This window comes from Halogranum roseipondis (genome assembly GCF_059695585.1).
This window is the reverse complement of record NZ_JBUEED010000007.1, coordinates 274,448-289,276: the sequence shown is the minus strand read 5'-3', so window position 1 is coordinate 289,276 and position 14,829 is coordinate 274,448. Positions and strand designations below refer to the sequence as shown.

The 14,829-nt window shown below is 58.5% G+C and carries 21 protein-coding genes and 1 pseudogene; 9 read left to right on the top strand and 13 right to left on the bottom strand.

The window, feature by feature from the left end:
* Positions 1-241 precede the first annotated feature (241 nt).
* Positions 242-469, top strand: a complete 228-nt coding sequence (locus EOHIBHHM_RS23745) for a UPF0175 family protein (protein WP_497258467.1) — start codon at positions 242-244, stop codon at positions 467-469.
* Positions 466-990 (top strand): PIN domain-containing protein, encoded by a 525-nt coding sequence (locus EOHIBHHM_RS23740; protein ID WP_497258465.1) that lies wholly within the window; start codon positions 466-468, stop codon positions 988-990. Before EOHIBHHM_RS23745 ends, EOHIBHHM_RS23740 begins: the two co-directional genes overlap by 4 nt.
* Positions 991-1,040: 50 nt before the next feature.
* Here the strand turns inward: EOHIBHHM_RS23740 and EOHIBHHM_RS23735 are convergent, their stop codons facing one another.
* The 6 genes from EOHIBHHM_RS23735 to EOHIBHHM_RS23710 all read right to left on the bottom strand — a co-directional run bounded on the left by EOHIBHHM_RS23735 (position 1,041) and on the right by EOHIBHHM_RS23710 (position 4,649).
* The gene (locus tag EOHIBHHM_RS23735; protein ID WP_497258463.1) at positions 1,041-1,367 is read right to left on the bottom strand and encodes a DUF6788 family protein; all 327 of its coding nucleotides are present in this window, start codon (positions 1,365-1,367) and stop codon (positions 1,041-1,043) included.
* A 20-nt stretch (positions 1,368-1,387) separates the two neighbouring features.
* Entirely contained in the window at positions 1,388-2,365 is a 978-nt protein-coding gene (locus EOHIBHHM_RS23730) for an IS1595 family transposase (RefSeq protein WP_497258461.1), read from the bottom strand.
* Between the two features lie 66 nt (positions 2,366-2,431).
* The gene (locus EOHIBHHM_RS23725; RefSeq protein ID WP_497258459.1) at positions 2,432-2,707 is read right to left on the bottom strand and encodes a hypothetical protein; all 276 of its coding nucleotides are present in this window, start codon (positions 2,705-2,707) and stop codon (positions 2,432-2,434) included.
* Positions 2,707-3,126, bottom strand: a complete 420-nt coding sequence (locus tag EOHIBHHM_RS23720) for a hypothetical protein (protein ID WP_497258457.1) — start codon at positions 3,124-3,126, stop codon at positions 2,707-2,709. Before EOHIBHHM_RS23720 ends, EOHIBHHM_RS23725 begins: the two co-directional genes overlap by 1 nt.
* A 59-nt stretch (positions 3,127-3,185) precedes the next feature.
* Positions 3,186-3,434: a DUF8129 domain-containing protein gene (locus EOHIBHHM_RS23715; protein WP_497258455.1), complete on the bottom strand. Its 249-nt coding sequence runs from the start codon at positions 3,432-3,434 to the stop codon at positions 3,186-3,188.
* A 54-nt stretch (positions 3,435-3,488) separates the two neighbouring features.
* A complete protein-coding gene (locus EOHIBHHM_RS23710) occupies positions 3,489-4,649 on the bottom strand; it encodes a hypothetical protein (RefSeq protein ID WP_497258453.1) in 1,161 nt (386 codons plus the stop codon).
* A gap of 186 nt (positions 4,650-4,835) precedes the next feature.
* On the opposite strand from EOHIBHHM_RS23710, the gene EOHIBHHM_RS23705 reads away from it, so the two are divergent.
* Together EOHIBHHM_RS23705 and EOHIBHHM_RS23700 are read left to right on the top strand one after the other, a co-directional pair.
* Positions 4,836-5,531 (top strand): nucleotidyltransferase domain-containing protein, encoded by a 696-nt coding sequence (locus EOHIBHHM_RS23705; RefSeq protein ID WP_497258451.1) that lies wholly within the window; start codon positions 4,836-4,838, stop codon positions 5,529-5,531.
* Positions 5,434-5,703 carry a DUF8154 family protein gene (locus tag EOHIBHHM_RS23700; RefSeq protein ID WP_497258449.1) on the top strand — a complete coding sequence of 90 codons (270 nt, stop codon included), beginning with the start codon at positions 5,434-5,436 and terminating at the stop codon, positions 5,701-5,703. Before EOHIBHHM_RS23705 ends, EOHIBHHM_RS23700 begins: the two co-directional genes overlap by 98 nt.
* On the opposite strand, the pseudogene EOHIBHHM_RS23695 reads toward EOHIBHHM_RS23700, so the two are convergent.
* The 7 genes and pseudogenes from EOHIBHHM_RS23695 to EOHIBHHM_RS23665 form a co-directional block, all read right to left on the bottom strand.
* A pseudogene (locus tag EOHIBHHM_RS23695) lies at positions 5,669-5,758 on the bottom strand (DUF7995 family protein); the annotation flags it as partial. The gene EOHIBHHM_RS23700 and the pseudogene EOHIBHHM_RS23695 overlap by 35 nt on opposite strands.
* Positions 5,759-5,990: 232 nt before the next feature.
* On the bottom strand, positions 5,991-6,779 hold the full coding sequence (pheA, locus tag EOHIBHHM_RS23690) for a prephenate dehydratase (RefSeq protein ID WP_497258447.1): 789 nt from the start codon (positions 6,777-6,779) through the stop codon (positions 5,991-5,993).
* A gap of 307 nt (positions 6,780-7,086) precedes the next feature.
* Positions 7,087-7,368 carry a DUF7521 family protein gene (locus EOHIBHHM_RS23685; protein WP_497258445.1) on the bottom strand — a complete coding sequence of 94 codons (282 nt, stop codon included), beginning with the start codon at positions 7,366-7,368 and terminating at the stop codon, positions 7,087-7,089.
* On the bottom strand, positions 7,365-7,742 hold the full coding sequence (locus EOHIBHHM_RS23680) for a helix-turn-helix domain-containing protein (RefSeq protein WP_497258443.1): 378 nt from the start codon (positions 7,740-7,742) through the stop codon (positions 7,365-7,367). The genes EOHIBHHM_RS23685 and EOHIBHHM_RS23680 overlap by 4 nt, the downstream gene beginning before the upstream one ends.
* A 96-nt stretch (positions 7,743-7,838) precedes the next feature.
* Complete coding sequence (locus tag EOHIBHHM_RS23675) at positions 7,839-8,066, bottom strand: transcriptional regulator (RefSeq protein WP_497258441.1); 228 nt, start codon at positions 8,064-8,066, stop codon at positions 7,839-7,841.
* A 62-nt stretch (positions 8,067-8,128) separates the two neighbouring features.
* Complete coding sequence (locus EOHIBHHM_RS23670) at positions 8,129-9,103, bottom strand: transcription initiation factor IIB (protein WP_497258439.1); 975 nt, start codon at positions 9,101-9,103, stop codon at positions 8,129-8,131.
* 206 nt (positions 9,104-9,309) lie between these two features.
* Complete coding sequence (locus EOHIBHHM_RS23665; protein ID WP_497258437.1) at positions 9,310-9,849, bottom strand: plastocyanin/azurin family copper-binding protein; 540 nt, start codon at positions 9,847-9,849, stop codon at positions 9,310-9,312.
* 241 nt (positions 9,850-10,090) lie between these two features.
* Here EOHIBHHM_RS23665 and EOHIBHHM_RS23660 point away from each other — a divergent pair, with 241 nt between their 5' ends.
* From EOHIBHHM_RS23660 to EOHIBHHM_RS23640, 5 genes are all read left to right on the top strand, one after another.
* The gene (locus tag EOHIBHHM_RS23660; RefSeq protein ID WP_497258435.1) at positions 10,091-11,515 is read left to right on the top strand and encodes a cytochrome ubiquinol oxidase subunit I; all 1,425 of its coding nucleotides are present in this window, start codon (positions 10,091-10,093) and stop codon (positions 11,513-11,515) included.
* Complete coding sequence (gene cydB, locus EOHIBHHM_RS23655; protein WP_497258433.1) at positions 11,508-12,509, top strand: cytochrome d ubiquinol oxidase subunit II; 1,002 nt, start codon at positions 11,508-11,510, stop codon at positions 12,507-12,509. The genes EOHIBHHM_RS23660 and cydB overlap by 8 nt, the downstream gene beginning before the upstream one ends.
* A 151-nt stretch (positions 12,510-12,660) precedes the next feature.
* Entirely contained in the window at positions 12,661-12,852 is a 192-nt protein-coding gene (locus tag EOHIBHHM_RS23650) for a hypothetical protein (protein ID WP_497258431.1), read from the top strand.
* Positions 12,853-13,092: 240 nt separating this feature from the next.
* The gene (locus EOHIBHHM_RS23645) at positions 13,093-14,100 is read left to right on the top strand and encodes a hypothetical protein (RefSeq protein WP_497258429.1); all 1,008 of its coding nucleotides are present in this window, start codon (positions 13,093-13,095) and stop codon (positions 14,098-14,100) included.
* Between the two features lie 147 nt (positions 14,101-14,247).
* On the top strand, positions 14,248-14,643 hold the full coding sequence (locus tag EOHIBHHM_RS23640; protein WP_497258427.1) for a hypothetical protein: 396 nt from the start codon (positions 14,248-14,250) through the stop codon (positions 14,641-14,643).
* Positions 14,644-14,829: the final 186 nt, after the last annotated feature.

The window sequence follows — 14,829 nt, the reverse complement described above, 5'->3', positions numbered from 1 at the left end:
TTCTGCCTTGTATACGACAATAGAGGACTCTCAGCTCATTTCAGTAACCATGAGAAGCGTCCACTCCGTTGGTGTCTCTCTTATTGAAATCTCAAAATTCCACCACGAGATCTTCTAAGACAGCATAGATGGCTAAGATATCTTTGATGTCTTAATAGCCTCTTCTTGTTCCATCGTTTGGAGGTATCTCTTTGAGTGTCGGGTAGATTCAAGAGGCAGTAGCACTCAATTTCAGGTAACTATGGGAACCCGAGCTGATTCCGGCGGAGGGGGTAACAACGACCTCGCAGAGGCTATTGGGTTGTTTATCCTCGGGGAGATTTCCCTTGGAAAAGCTGCCGAGGACGCCGGTGTCTCTCGCTGGGAGATGGAGTCTATCTTGAAGAATGCCGGGGTAGATCGTCGGTACGGTCCTCGCTCTCAGGACGAACTCGACGACGAGGTCACGACAGCCTTGAATCTTGAATGAGTGAGGAAGACTCGGTAGCCCTTGTTTTTGATGCGACTGTGCTCAGCAATTTCGCGAGCTCTGACTCAATCGACTGGCTGACTACAGAATTTGACCAAATATATACTGTTCCTGCAGTGCGAGATGAAATCGCCCAAGGCATAGACACAGGACACGCATTTCTCGAACCAGCACAGACGGCACTTGATGCTGGTAAGTTCCAGATTGTTGCTATCGATTCGGCATTGGCAGACCGATTCGAGTCTGAAAGAGATCGCCTCGACCGTGGTGAGTTTGAAGCCTTTCTCTTGGCGTGGGAGAATGGATGGACGCTCGTAACTGACGATGCTGCTGGTCGTCGGGTGGCGAAAGACAAAAGCGTCGACGTAACTGGCTCAATCGGATTACTCGTTCGGGGTGTTGTGAGAGGTGACCTTTCGCTTACCCTCGCTAACGAGTGGTTGCACACATGGACCACTGAACGCGGCTATTACGCCCCGGTCGACAATGTCGATGATGTACTCCCAGACGACTACGAGTAGTGTGGCACTCAAGAACCAGCTCCAACTCCGCTCCCAAACAACTTTGCCGACTAACTATCTGAGTCAACCGGCCCTTTGTACTTCGACTTAATCGTCTCACCCTCTCTCCATTGCCAGTAGTAGTAGCGGTGGTCGTTGATCTCTTTCACCGTAATCGTTGCCTTTGAGGGGACATCATCCGGGCGATCGTCGGCTTCCGCTTCGACGTCTTCATCCTGCTCGTGCTGCTCTGCGAGTTGCGTCTCACGCTCGCGATGCTCGGCAAGTTCGTCAGCGTATCGCGCAATGTCTCGCAGCACGTCTGGAGATTGGTCGGTAAGTTTCTCAGCTATATCGTCTGGGACGTCTTGAGGCGGCGTTGGTGGGGAATTGGACATGGGTCACCGTCGTGTCGCTCTTATGTAGAACTCAGGAGTGACCCTGTAGCAAGGCAATCGACGACGATTTCGAGGGATGCGCCGACGAGGTTCAACGAGCGAATGAGTCCGAAGGTGTGAGCGGCCTGCTCCAAGCCTTGCTTGGACAGGCCGCGGAACTTTCGCAGCCATGGCTTCACGAGCGAGAAGAGACACTCAACCTGGTTGATGTGGACGCCGTCGGCGGAAACGTACCGTTCGTCGTGGACAACGATTCGATGGTCGTACTCCATTCGCCGGTACGCTTGGAGACCGTCGGTCCAGACCTCTCCCAGCGGTTGGGAGAGGTCTTCAGCCTCCTGCATGACCGGCGCTAAGTCCGTCTCAAAGTCGATTCCAAGATGACCGCGAATCACTCGCAGCACGTCGCGGCAGGCCGCGACGAGCGTGATTTGATCGCCGTGACGTCCCTTCCATCGTGACCGCCCAGATCGGGATGACCCGCCGCGGTAACGGCTGTTCCGCGGCGGGTCTTGGCCTTTGTAGCCTGAACACACCGTGCTCGACTCGTCGACTTGCGTTGGCCCAGAGATCGCGTGTTGGAACTGCTCCCAGACGAGGGGGAAGCCGCGCGTGACCGCGGCTTCCACCTCTCGAATCGTGTAGTAGACAGTCTTGTACGCCCTGTCGAGGACAACCGCAATCTGAGAGATACTGAGCAACGTATCCGCATAGAGGAGGTACGCGAGAAGCACCTCACCACAGGAGAGGTGCTTCTCGTGGAATGGCGTCCCGTAGGTGTAGACCGGCTTGAAATCGCAGTTTCGGCAGATAACGCGGTCGGACGATTCCCACGTGTGGATGCTGGGATGGCCGCAGCGAGGACACGTGGTATACTCCCAGAACTCCTTGAGTCGCCGCTCGATGCCGGCATCGAGCGGCTCGGTGTCCAACTCGAACAATCCAAGATCAACGAGCTGGCGAAGCATCCCACCGAACGCGGGCTGAGTCTGAGGCATAACCTCAAGTTTTCGGCTCGCTCACCGTAACTACACGGTCGTTCCGCAGCTCTACACAAGAGCGACTCATCGTTGGTATCGTGCCTCGCGTGGCTCGATCTGTCCTGCGTGGACGAGACTCGCCTGTGGGTCTGCGTCCTCGTGGAGAAGATCGACGAGCGCAAACTGCGCACAGGCAGTAAATGAACACTCCTCATTCGAGCACCAGATGTCGGCGTAGGCGATATCGGTCTGCTCACCAGCATAGACGGGTTTTCCGATGCCGAGGTGGGCGTCGCAGTCGTCACGGAGGCAGACCGGCTCGATACGCGTGAACGTGGGCGTGTCTTCCATCGAATTCATCAGTAGGGAGAATAATTCGGCGTGATATCGCCGGTCAGGACGCTGCTCTCGACGGCATTGCTCTCGCTACCCTCGAGGTCGACGATTCGATAGACGGCGTCGCCGCTCCATTCGCAGTCCTCATCGGAACACATCGCACTCGCGTACGCGCCGTTCTCATTGTTCAGATGGACACTCAGGAGATCGAGACGCTCGCTGCAGAGTGGGCATTCTGCCGGGACCTGTGCATAGCGATAGCCCGTTCCGACCGTGATATCGTCCCGGTCGACCTCGACTCCGTGGCGCTCCACGAATCGGTCTCGGACAGCTACGCGAAGATCGTCGAGGAGTGCATGGCGCATTTCCTCATCAACGGGTAGATTGACGCCGTCGATGGTGATCGTCAGCCGGTACGCTGTCGTCTGGTCTGTATCTTCCATTCTGGTCACCTCTGGGGGCACCTTCGGTCGTGCCCGCGCCCCTCCCGGGCGCTACAAAATCACCCTCGCTCGGTATCTACTGTCGAAGACTGCTGCTCGTCGCGTAGTTCCGTCGCCTTTCGGGCGAGTCGCTTGAGGATCAGGGTCCGATTCTGGTGGGTATTCTCGTAGGCGACACATTCGCGAAGCGTCTCCATATCGGGAATCGTCATGATTCCTGCGTCGATCAGTCGGGTATTGGTGGCTTCAAGTCGCTTCTCGGGCGGGAACTCAGTGGTCTCGTCGGGTGGGTTCGCTGGCTCAGCCATTCAGATGCGCCTCCGCCTCTCGGCGGCACGAAAAAACGCGTCTCTGTCCGCGTCTTAGCTTATCGCCTGCTGGAACCGCTCACGAAGTGCATCCTCACGCGAATCGAACTGCTCGGCTTTCGCCTGGAGGGACTCGCTGACACGCTCGATCTGGGCGAGCCCGTGCTCGCCGGCGAGCGCAGCCTGCGTCTCCTCGGCGTCACCATCCGTCTCGAGCTGGTGCTCGTAGCCCTGTTCGACGCGCTCGACCGTGCCCTCTGGATTGAACAGGATATCGTTCGCGATGCGGACGTACTGATCGAGCGACGCTCCCTCCTTCCCTTTGAAGAAGTGTGTCAGCGCGTACGTGGCGCCGGAGTGGAGCGTCCACATGTCGATCTCGAACGGCGTCGCCGCGTTCGCTTCTGCGTCACCGGCCGCTCGTTCGGCGAGGTACGACGGGAAGCCCAGCAGCTCGTAGAACTCGTCGACGGTGAACGGCATCACAGTGAAATCGATCTCGATCTCCTGGGCGTCCCGGATGAACTCGAAGAGGTCGTCCGCGACGAGTTCAACCTGGGCGAGGATGTTCTCCCACCACGTCCGGAAGTCCTTGACGTCACCGACGTGCTTGATCACCTCCTTATCCGTGAGCGAACGCATCGTGTTCGAGCAGTAGCCGTCTTGGGCGAAGCCCTCGACGTAGACGGCGTGACCGCCGAAGAAGTCGTAGCCCGATGTGACGCCCATCGTGATTGGGTCGCTGCGGCCAGGGAGGCGGACATCGAGACCGTCGAACATCACGTCCATATGGACCTCGCCACCGGCGCGGTACTGGCGAATCTCGCCGAACATCACATCACCGAGCGGCGTCTCGTCGACCGTTTCCTCACGGAGGATCTCCTCCAGCGGCCCGTAGACGTCGACTGGGTTGAGGATCGTGTAGGAATCACTGGGCACGTGGAAGAGTGGATCTGTCTCGGCGTCGCCCATCGCATGCTCGTGGAGCCGCGACGGCTCAACGACTGCGTTGAACCGCTCGGTTTCGACCCATTCGTCCGTGTAGGGATTCTGGTAGGCGACCGTCGTCTCGACTGCTCGGGGAAGCTCACGAATCGCCTCCGCGAACGAGACAGGGTTGTCGATCCCATTCTTCTGACTGTACCACTCAGGAAGCTGTGTATCTGTGCGACCGTCGACGCCGGCGAACACGGTCCGGCACGCTGGCTCTTTCATTCAATATCACCTCGAATTCAGTACACTCGTCATCGGCCGACGCATCTCGCGCGCCCTGCACCCGTGAAGGGCGCAAAAAACAGCTCTGGGCGGTTTCCTCACGCGCCGTCCTGTTCGGGCTGAATTGCCCGGCGGTCCACCGCAAGATACTTTAAATACTGTATTGTTAGAGCAAACGTGTTAGGTATGGGAAAACAGGACCGCTCGGACGACAGAGCCACAGGATCAAATCAGGCAGCAGCTATCCGGCTTCCAGTCCCAGCACCGAATCCGGAGCTGTTTCGACACAAGGCCACGAACGATATCCTCCGACTGCTCCTCGACAACCCGTACGAGACGTTCACGATACGGGAGCTGAGTCGGCTCACCGAACACTCGACGTATTCCATCAAAAGTGCCGTGGACGTCCTGGAGGACAACGGCCTCGTCACTGCAGAGTCCGAAGGTAACCGCCGCCCCGTCGGGATCAATCGAACTCAAGTGAGCAAGCCGGACGATCCCGTCCTCCGTATTCCGCAGACTGAGTTTCATGACCCCGTCCGAACGGCACTCGACCAGCTCCGCAGTGAGCTGGACGACGTCCGAGGCGTCCTCGTCTTCGGGAGCGTCGCCCGAGGACAGGCGGACAGGCAGAGCGATATTGATCTGTGGGTATTGGTGGCGGATTCACGCGGCGAGCAGCATCGGGCCAACGAGATCGCGACGGAACTCGGCCAGAAACGGTTCGACGGGGAGCGATACGAGTTCCAAGTGATGGTCGAAACAGTCGAGTCCGCCCACGGCTATGCCGACCGCCTGGAGGACATTTTCACCGACGCTATCACGCTCGAGGAGAGCGAGGTGCTCCGGGATCTCAAGGAGGAGGTGTTGGGTAATGCCTGAGGACTCGTCGGTGGTTCTCGACGCGCTCGATCGAGCTGAGGATGCGTTCGGCGGCTACACGACCGGCGCACCCGCGTACGAGGAATCACTCGACCCGGAGGCGAACCAGCCGCCGATCATTCAGCTCCGAAAGGCGTGCCGACTAACCGATCGAATACCGTTTTCCCTGTAGCCGATGCTTCGTTTTCTGTCGATGCCTCTACGAACGCATAGATGACCATATGCATCTGAACCACTCCAACGCCCGTCGGTACGGTCACCAACGCGCGCCACTCTCTTGCTGGCGCGAATAGACAATTAGCAGATAAGACGAGGATTCAGGGGACCTCACGTAACAGGTCTCACATTCTATATCAGTGGGACAGATTCGTTCAGTATAGGGGACACACAGACTGACTCATCGGTTAAGCTGGCTGGAGCTTAGCAGAGGGTAAGATCCGAAACGCGTGTCCAACTCCGCTATGGATGGTTCACACGTAGATACGAACCCAAGACATCCAGCGTACCGTACGTCTCTAGGCACTGACGAGCCTTCGCGAACGCCTCGGTCTCTCGATCGATCTCGGCCTCGATATAGAAGTAATAGTCGCCGAGTTCGCGTTTCGTTGGCCGGGACTGAATGTACGAGAGGTTGATTTCATGCCCACTGAAACAGCCGAGAATGCTGTGGAGGAGGCCTGGACGATCTTCACTTGGGTCCAGTATGAGCGACGTCTTGTCACGCTCTTCGGTCATTGGCCCGTTCAGGATCAGGAACCGAGTGGCGTTCGATGTCGTATCCTGAACGCCTTCCTCGAGGGCGTTCAGACCGTAAACCGTTCCAGCAAGCGCCGATGCGAGCGCGGCCTCGTTTGCCCCGATTTCGCTAGCCGCTTTCGCAGTCGAGGGTGCTTCGACAGTCTCCCAGCCGTGTTCTCGAATGAGCGATCCACACTGGGTGAGCGCCTGTGGATGGGATCGAACTCGTTCGATCGCCTCGAGGTTGTTCTCTCGAGAGAGCAGACAGTGATCGATCTCAAGGATCTGCTCTCCGGTGACTGTCACGTCTTGCTCCCATAGTAGGTCGATCATCCCCTCGACGCCGCCGCCGAGGGAGTTCTCGAAGGCGATGATCGCGATCTCGATGTCTGAGTCAAAGACGTCTGTGATCGTCGAATGGAAAGTTGGTGTATAGTCGGAGTCGGAGAAATATTCATCCGCTGCTTGGTGGGTATACGTCCCTTCTGGACCGAGTAGTGCGACCTCCATTGGGGTTTCTACCCGACTCAAGGCAGTGAACGTGAATACGTTCTCTGAATCACGTCCAGTCGCCTGTTTCACTATGTCGAAATTTACTCTTGGATCGAAGCAGACCAATTCTTGTAAATTTGATCCGCTTAGTATGTATGCCGAATTAACGGCTGGTTCGCTCACTCAGCTGCCGAAACAAACACCTTGGGAAGTGTTCTATAACACCCTCTCTTCCAGCGATATTGATCCCCGAATCTCCCTAGAGACGTGATGATGCGCCTAATTCCAATGAATAGTACTGTCGTATCATTCGCTCCACACGGTCTCATCCACGTTCGAGATAGAGCGAGTATAAAACGATCGCCAGGCCAATTGCCACGAGGATGCTGTTGATTAGGATACCCATCTCCAATGAGACCGAGAGAATTTGATGGGCGATGCCTGCGAGCAGCACGCCGAACGTGATGACACCGAACCCGATGCCGAGTACGCGAAGCGATGGCGTTCCCGTGTTCCGATAGGCTCTGAAGGCGATATACGTGATCCCGCTGCCGATGAGGAGAATCACCGTCTTGACGACGACGATGGCTGTTTCTACCCAGATCATAGTTCGTCCCCCATCTTCGACCAGATGTCCGCAAGCCGTTCGTCGGCGTTCCGTGGCGGTCGCTCGACCGTTACCGAGAAGTCGTCGTCCTCGTCCATGGAGATCGTCACGTCGTCGAAGTCACGTTCGTATTTCGTGGTTCGACCCCCGCCGGGGTTGATTGTATCCTGTTCGTGGACGAGTGAGGCTTGGCTGAGGAGTTCGAGCTTTCGGTACAACGTTGATTTTGGGATGTCGCAGGTGTCGATGAGTTCGGTTGCGGTCATAGGTTTAGCTGTTTCACGGAGAATGGCCCGACAGTCGGCGTCGTCCAGCGCATCAAGGACAGCCTGCAGCGATGGCGAATCCTCAGATGACGCTGAATCACGCACCATTGTTTGAATTTGGCAGGTACTCGGGATAGGCTATCCGATTACGATTTACCAGGCGGAGAGTGGAACCAGCCTGTGAACGCTGTCATCCCACAGAGATTACGACTCGGAGCCGTCTCCAATCCGCCGTTTTCCGTCGTCAGTAATCTCGTAGAGGCCTCGACCGACAGGATGGATATGGCCCTGCTCATGGAGTCGGGCACACGTTTGGTCGACCGTGATTGGATGGCGATCTGCAGTGCGGGCGATATCCATGACATGGAGCGGCGACTCCGCGCCGAGTATGGCAAGGACTTCCCGGTCGAGTTCGCGACCAAGCTCACTCATCACATCCGTAGCTCGGCCAGCGGTCGCTCCCTTCTTGTGACGCGATTCTGCGTGCTTGGTCATCACGCATAGCCCCCGCTCTCTGCGTAGATCTCCAGCAGTTCCTGGTAGCGATTCCGAATCGTGACCCGGCTCACGTGGGCCGCGTTACTCACCGTCTCCTGTGTCAGTTGTTCGTTCGTGAGGTGCGTCGCCGCGTAGAGTGCGGCTGCGGCGAGACCGGCAGGACTTTTTCCACTATGTGCGCCCGCTGCCTTTGCCGTGGTAAGGAGATCGCGCGCTTGGCGGACGGCCTCGTCGCTTACATCGAGTGCTGACGCGAACTGGGGGACGTATTCTAGTGGATCCGCTGGTTCAATCCCTAGTCCGAGTTCCCTGGAGACGTATCGATAGGCGCGCTGAATCCGGATCTCTGCGACACGACTGACTTCAGCGAATTCAGCCAGCTGTCGCGGCGTCCCGTGTTGTCTGGCTGCAGCGTACAGTGCGGCTGTTGCCATGCCTTCGATGGACCGGCCAGGTAGGAGATCTTCCTCGACTGCCCGTCGATAAATCGCTCCTGCCGTCTCTCGAACTGGGTTCGGGACATCGAGAGCAGATGCCATCCGACTGATCTCGCCGAGTGCCTGTTTGAGATTCCGCTCGTGGGCGTCTTTCGTTCGGAACCGTTCGTCCCACGTGCGAAGGCGCTGGAGGCGAGCTCGCTTCCGCCCGGATACCGATTGGCCGGACGCATCCTTATCTTGCCAGCTAATCGTCGTACTGAGCCCCTTATCGTGCATGAGCTGGGTGGTCGGCGCGCCGACGCGGCTTTTCTCGTCTTTTTCATCGGTATAGAACGCCCGCCACTCCGGCCCATGGTCGATGGAATCCTCGTCGAGGACTAGGCCGCACTCTTCGCAGGTCGTTTCTCCGTGTTCATCGTCATGCACAATCTGCCCGTCGCACTCCGGACACGATGAGAGGGACTGAGATTCGGTGACTGTCTGCCCGTCATCTGTGCGGCCGTATTCGATATCGAGTTGTGTTTTAGTCATGAATACTGGGGTTCAGTACCGACGTTCGCTCACTCTGAATGGGTCTCTCTAGCAATGGTGGGGGTTGGGAGTCGAAGAGTATGCGGCGGAATCCCAAGCTTTGGGAATCCGCTAATATGATTTACCAGGACCAAATGAAGTATGCTAGCTCAAGAATGTAGCCACGTCTACTCGCAAAGTTTCAGCCAGTGTATGGTGTGGTGTCGTCACCCAGAGAAGTCGCTGTACGACACCGCTCCCTGGTCAACGATTGTCTGGCTCTCGGGGATCTCTCCGTCCGGCGGCATACTCCCTTCAGCTGGGCCGCCGGGTTCACCGACGACGATGCGGCCGATCATGCCGAGACCCTTGTGCGGGGTCCAGAAGTAGTCGTTTGTTCCTGCGGTCTCGAAGGTATGTTCAAACGTTGCGCCCTGTTCACTGAGAATGCCACTGTCGAAGGTTTCAGCCTCGCCTGGGATGCGTGTAACTGACGCTTGTCCGGTCCCCTTCTTGTACGCCGTCACAGAGTGGCTTCCGCTGTCGATCTCGAATGTGACCGATTCGCCGGATTCGACGAGGAGCCCGATCGGATCGAAGTAATAGTCGCTTCCCTCTGTGACCATCAGAACGGTGTTCGTTCCCCCGTTCGTCGGTGAATCCGTCTCCCCGCTTGCGTCGGGGGTCGAACTGCTACAGCCAGCTAGCCCGGTGAGACCGGTGGTTGCAGCCATTCCGGCCGCCTTCAGGATCTGTCGACGCTCCATACATGGACATCGGACCGGCGTAGATAGGCTACTTTGGCGGATTCCCACCCCTCGGGATTCCGCCATCGATTGACTGTCCCTGCGCTCGAAATTCAACCGATGGCTAAGCCATTCGTCTCTGTACCTTCCGGTCTCGTGGGACCGCCTGCAGGGCGAGAGCGAACTGACGACCAATCCCCGCACTCCTTCACCGCAAGACCCTCTACGTACTCGATTCGATGGCGCCACGGCGGTGATGTGGATGGTTGACCCGGTCATCGCGAGCCGCCTCCAGTTCGCGCTCACCACGATCGTTCACATCATCTTCCCGGTGATGAGCATGGGACTCGCCCCCTTCCTCATCTACTTCACGTGGAAAGAGATCTGCTCCGAACAACCGATTTACGAGCAATTGCGCCGGTTCTGGACCAAAATTTTCGCCGTGAGTTTCGTCGTCGGTACAGTGACCGGCCTCGTCCTTGAGTTCGAGTTTGGAACCAACTTCGCTGCGTTCTCGCGGACGGCCGGGGAGCTGTTCGGCGGCCCGCTCGCTCTCGAAGGGATGATGGCGTTCATGCTGGAAGCGACCTTCCTCGGTATCTTTGTCTTCGGCCGGGATCGCGTTTCGGACCGCCTCTACTTTCTCTCGAGTATCGCCGTCGGCCTCGGAACGTGGCTCTCGGCCGTTTGGATCTTGATCGCGAACTCCTGGATGCAGACGCCTCGCGGGTTCGAGATCGTTGTCGAGAACGGCCACCGCGTCGTGAAACTCACCGACCCCTTCGCGGCGTATCTCAACCCGCGATTCCCCTATATGTTCATCCACATGCAGAACGCTGCGGTGGAATCGGTCGCCCTCTTCATGGCGGGTGTCGCCGCCTACTACGTCTTCCGCCACCACGTCTGGGGCTACCCGATCCAACACATCGGCTTCTGGGAGAAGACGCTCAAGATCGCGCTCGTCGCACTTCTCATCACAGCGCCACTTCAAGTCCTACAGGGCGACGCCTACGCGCGCCACGTTGCCGAGACCCAACCCCAGAAGTTCGCCGCGATGGAAGCCGTCTGGGAGACCGAATCGTACGTTCCCGAGTACATCGTCGCCTTCCCGACGGACGTCAACGACCTTCTGAACCCCCGAACCAAGGATCTATTCGGAATCGGAATTCCGGGTGGTGCCTCGTGGCTCGCGAGCGGCGGGAACGCACAGGCGACGATACGGGGACTTGAGTCATTCGACACACGGGCACCACCAGTCGCGATCGTCTTCTGGGCGTTCCGCATCATGGTCGCCCTTGGATTCTGGTTTATCCTGCTCGCAGGGTGGGGCGCGTATCGCTGGTGGCGGGGCGAACTGTTCGACGACGATCTGCTCCACAAAGCGCTGATGGCATCCTCACTCCTCGGCTTCGTCGCCGTCGAGGTCGGCTGGATCGTCACGGAGGTCGGCCGCCAACCGTGGGTTATCCAAGGCGTCATGAAGACCGCAGCAGGCGTCTCTCCAGGGCTGACAGCAACGGAGGCGACCTTCACCCTCCTCGGCTTCGCCACCGGGTATGCGCTGCTGCTCGGCCTATACACCTACGTCGTCGCTCGCATCATTCGAGCCGGCCCGCCGGCACGTGACGACCTCGAACTAAGCGACCGCTCGGAATCGCCCCCGTCGGAGGTGACCACGAGTGACTGACATCGACGCGCTTGCCGCCGAGCCGCTGTTTGGCTTACCGCTGGCAGAGCTCTGGTTTGTCCTCTTGTTCTTCATCTTCGGGATGTTCCTCTTCCTGGACGGCTTCGACTTCGGCGTCGGGATTCTCTTCGCGACTCGCGACGACGACCACGAGAAGGAGCAACTACTCGCGGCCGTCGGGCCGTTCTGGGACGGCAACGAAGTCTGGCTCGTCGTCTTCGGCGGGGCCCTGTTCGCAGCCTTCCCGGCCGTGTATGCGAATCTCTTCAGCCGATACTATCTGCTGATGTTCGCGATTCTCGCCGCGCTTGGGCTTCGAGGACTTGCCCCCGAGATGTACGAAGAACGTGAGGATACCCAGTGGCGGCGATTCTGGGGTTCCGCGTTCGTCATCGGAAGCGCGATGACACCGTTCCTGCTGGGACTGTTCGTGATGAACTGGCTGCTCGGAGCGCCCGGCCTCATTACGGCCACGGGTATCCTCGGTGGCCTCGCAGTCGTCGCGCTCACCGTCGTCGACGGAGCTGCGTTTCTCGGCCTGAAGACTCGCGGAAGCCTCCGTGCAGAGGCCAGTACGTATGGAGTACGTGCCGCGCTGAGCTATCTGGGACTCGCCGTGCTCACGCTGGGGACCGCATACGCGACCGCCCCGGGCCTACGCGCGTCGTTCCAGTCACCGCTCGTCGGTGTGCTCGTAATCGCGACTGGCGTCCTCACAGTCGCCTATATCGTCGCCTTCCGTCGGCGTCGATACTACGTGGCGTTCGGGACTGCAGCCGCGCTCGTGTTCGCACTCGTCGGTCTCCTGGCCACGCTCATGTTCCCGTACATCAACCGAGCAGCAGGCCTCACTGTTCAGGACGCGATCGTCTCCACGCTCCCCCTCAATCTCATGTCGATCATGGCGAGCGTGCTCATCCCGATCGTTCTCGGGTATTTCGTCGTACTCTACTCAGCATTCAGTGGGCCTGTTGAAGCGGGTGAGACCTATTGATACCCCGAAAATCCGATTCCATAACCACCGTCTCATCGAATCTCGCACCCATTTCCGGAGGAGGGTGGGCCCGAACTGTGCGAGGGAGCGGGTGGGAGCAATGACGTCGTCACGGTCCGATACTGAGCCACAGTTGGTGTCACGGATTCTCGTGACCTGGATCGAAGTCACGGTCGTCGGTCTGACAGGCGGTGTCCTCGGGACCTCTGTTGGTGGTCCACCGGGACTGATCGTCTATCTCGTCACGACACTCCTCTCGCTCGGGATTCTGTTCTACAACGTGAACGAACTCATCAAACGATGGATTGCACACGAACTGCAGCCAGACATTGGTCTCAGTTGAGGCACCTCCAATGTGGATCCACGACCCGCTCCAAGTTCGACTGAATCAGTCAGGTAGAAGTGGTTCGTCGGCCAAGATTCGATAATGGCTCCGGAACGGTCTCCGCTTCGTGGCTCTCGTCGACCGTTCTCCGTTCTGCTCTGCGTTCTTATCGGACTTACACAGGTTCCTACAGTATCCGCCCATGGATCGACGGCGACTGGTGGTCTCTCTCAGGGGCATGGTGTCCTTCTCGCCATCGTGGGCATCGGTCTGCTCGGCGGAGCCAGCGTGCTCAAACGAACGAACCGCATCTCGCCGACGGTCGCCCTCTATGGCATCTTCGTCGGCATCGCTGTGACTGCCCTCGGTGCCGTCCTTTTCGAGGGGCTGTCACCGGATCCCACGTACACGGCGCGTTCGATGCCGTTTCCGCGATCGTGGTATCCCCTCATATCGGTCACAACTGGGTTCCTGATCATGCTGGTGAGTATGGTCGTCGGTTGGCTTCGCTGGCCGACCCGGCCACGGTATACCTTCCTCGGCATCCTCATGGGGTTGTGGATCACGTACCCCTACCTCATCCCCGGGCCAGCCAGCGACTCGCACCCACTCGGCTATGCGATCGTCTTGGGAACGCCAGTCCTCGTCGGCTACGTCGTCTGGACGGACGCTGGAAGCGTTCTACGCAGGATTTTGCAAGATACGGTTGTTCGGCGCTTCGGTATCAGTGTAGGGATCGTTATGGCGCTGTTCTTCTTCTCTGTCACCGGCTACCTCTCGTTCTTCCCGGAAGAAGGTCTCCCCCACGAGCGGGTGGTCGTCGTCATTCCGACGATTTACCAGCTCGTGACGTGGCCCGTCCTCGAGGTCTATCTCCCGCATATCCCCCTATTCGTAGCGATATCGCCCGCGCAACTCATCGTTGTCGGAATGCTGAGCACGCTAATCGGATTGAATGCGGCGCTCATCGCCCGCCACTGGCGAGTCGAAGAACGTGCCGGGCTGACGGAGGGCACTGCGGGAAGCGCTGCGATCGTGGGGTCGTGTACATGTGGCTGTTGTGGGCCACTCGTCGCCAAAATCGCGGTGCTGGCGGCGGGACCATCGATTGCCGCCCCGCTGTACTGGGTGTTTGTCGACTCCGCCTCCCCGGTCAGTACCCTGTTCATCATCGGGAGCGTCATTCTGTTTGCAGGGAGCCTGATCTTTTCCGTCGAATCCGCACAACAGGGCGGACAATCCGCGTCGATCGCTCCAGCCGATTAACTCCAGCACTGACTGGATCCCCTCTCCGACGGTCTACAACGAGTATCTGCGAACTGCCACTGGTATCCGTCCCGGAACAGCGACGAGTCGTGGGACGGGATGGCGCGAGTGGAAACTTATACGCCTCTCCCACCCAGGGGTTCGTATATGGCGAATTCCAGTCCATCCACGTTCATGCTGGGCATCGTGCTCGGAATCGTACCCGTCGTCTTGGGTGTCGGTGCGTACGTGCTCTCTGACTTCGCGAGTATCACGGCGCTCATTCCTACTATCTTCGGCGTTGTCGTCGCCATCTTGGGCGTGGTGGGGCGCCAGCAACCGACTCGGCAACGGCTCGCTGCCTACGGAATCGGCCTTCTGGCGGTGCTCGGTGTGCTGGGGTCGATGCGAGGGATTCCAGCTATTATCGCGTTGCTGACCGGCGACGCAGTCGACTCGGTTATCGCGGCCGTCTCCCAAGGCGCGATGATCGTCATCTGCTTTATCCTCCTCGCTACCGTAATCCAATTCGTCCGCGAGACGCGTGCATCGACGAATCCGTGACCAATTATCTCATCGGCGACATTCTTCCAGGAGCTGCGAATCTATTCTAAGCATTCCAGCGGAGTTGTGGTGCTCCTGAGTTGGGCCTGCTGTTACATCGGGCACTTTGAAAAACACTATTCGAGGTCAGCGCCCCGATTGAGGCTGAAGACACGTACTGATGAGTCCGCCAAGAGGCAGAGACTG

Bases quoted from the DNA above. Each gene is read 5' to 3' on its own strand.
- EOHIBHHM_RS23715 (WP_497258455.1), bottom strand. From the start codon at position 3,434: ATGGCTGAGCCAGCGAACCCACCCGACGAGACCACTGAGTTCCCGCCC.
- EOHIBHHM_RS23640 (WP_497258427.1), top strand. From the start codon at position 14,248: ATGGCGAATTCCAGTCCATCCACGTTCATGCTGGGCATCGTGCTCGGA.
- pheA (WP_497258447.1), bottom strand. From the start codon at position 6,779: ATGGAGGTCGCACTACTCGGTCCAGAAGGGACGTATACCCACCAAGCA.
- EOHIBHHM_RS23730 (WP_497258461.1), bottom strand. From the start codon at position 2,365: ATGCCTCAGACTCAGCCCGCGTTCGGTGGGATGCTTCGCCAGCTCGTT.
- EOHIBHHM_RS23710 (WP_497258453.1), bottom strand. From the start codon at position 4,649: ATGAAAGAGCCAGCGTGCCGGACCGTGTTCGCCGGCGTCGACGGTCGC.
- EOHIBHHM_RS23705 (WP_497258451.1), top strand. From the start codon at position 4,836: ATGGGAAAACAGGACCGCTCGGACGACAGAGCCACAGGATCAAATCAG.
- EOHIBHHM_RS23735 (WP_497258463.1), bottom strand. From the start codon at position 1,367: ATGTCCAATTCCCCACCAACGCCGCCTCAAGACGTCCCAGACGATATA.
- EOHIBHHM_RS23720 (WP_497258457.1), bottom strand. From the start codon at position 3,126: ATGGAAGATACAGACCAGACGACAGCGTACCGGCTGACGATCACCATC.
- EOHIBHHM_RS23660 (WP_497258435.1), top strand. From the start codon at position 10,091: ATGGTTGACCCGGTCATCGCGAGCCGCCTCCAGTTCGCGCTCACCACG.
- EOHIBHHM_RS23725 (WP_497258459.1), bottom strand. From the start codon at position 2,707: ATGAATTCGATGGAAGACACGCCCACGTTCACGCGTATCGAGCCGGTC.
- EOHIBHHM_RS23665 (WP_497258437.1), bottom strand. From the start codon at position 9,849: ATGGAGCGTCGACAGATCCTGAAGGCGGCCGGAATGGCTGCAACCACC.
- EOHIBHHM_RS23680 (WP_497258443.1), bottom strand. From the start codon at position 7,742: ATGGTGCGTGATTCAGCGTCATCTGAGGATTCGCCATCGCTGCAGGCT.
- EOHIBHHM_RS23745 (WP_497258467.1), top strand. From the start codon at position 242: ATGGGAACCCGAGCTGATTCCGGCGGAGGGGGTAACAACGACCTCGCA.
- EOHIBHHM_RS23675 (WP_497258441.1), bottom strand. From the start codon at position 8,066: ATGAGTGAGCTTGGTCGCGAACTCGACCGGGAAGTCCTTGCCATACTC.
- EOHIBHHM_RS23740 (WP_497258465.1), top strand. From the start codon at position 466: ATGAGTGAGGAAGACTCGGTAGCCCTTGTTTTTGATGCGACTGTGCTC.
- EOHIBHHM_RS23670 (WP_497258439.1), bottom strand. From the start codon at position 9,103: ATGACTAAAACACAACTCGATATCGAATACGGCCGCACAGATGACGGG.
- EOHIBHHM_RS23700 (WP_497258449.1), top strand. From the start codon at position 5,434: ATGCCGACCGCCTGGAGGACATTTTCACCGACGCTATCACGCTCGAGG.
- EOHIBHHM_RS23685 (WP_497258445.1), bottom strand. From the start codon at position 7,368: ATGATCTGGGTAGAAACAGCCATCGTCGTCGTCAAGACGGTGATTCTC.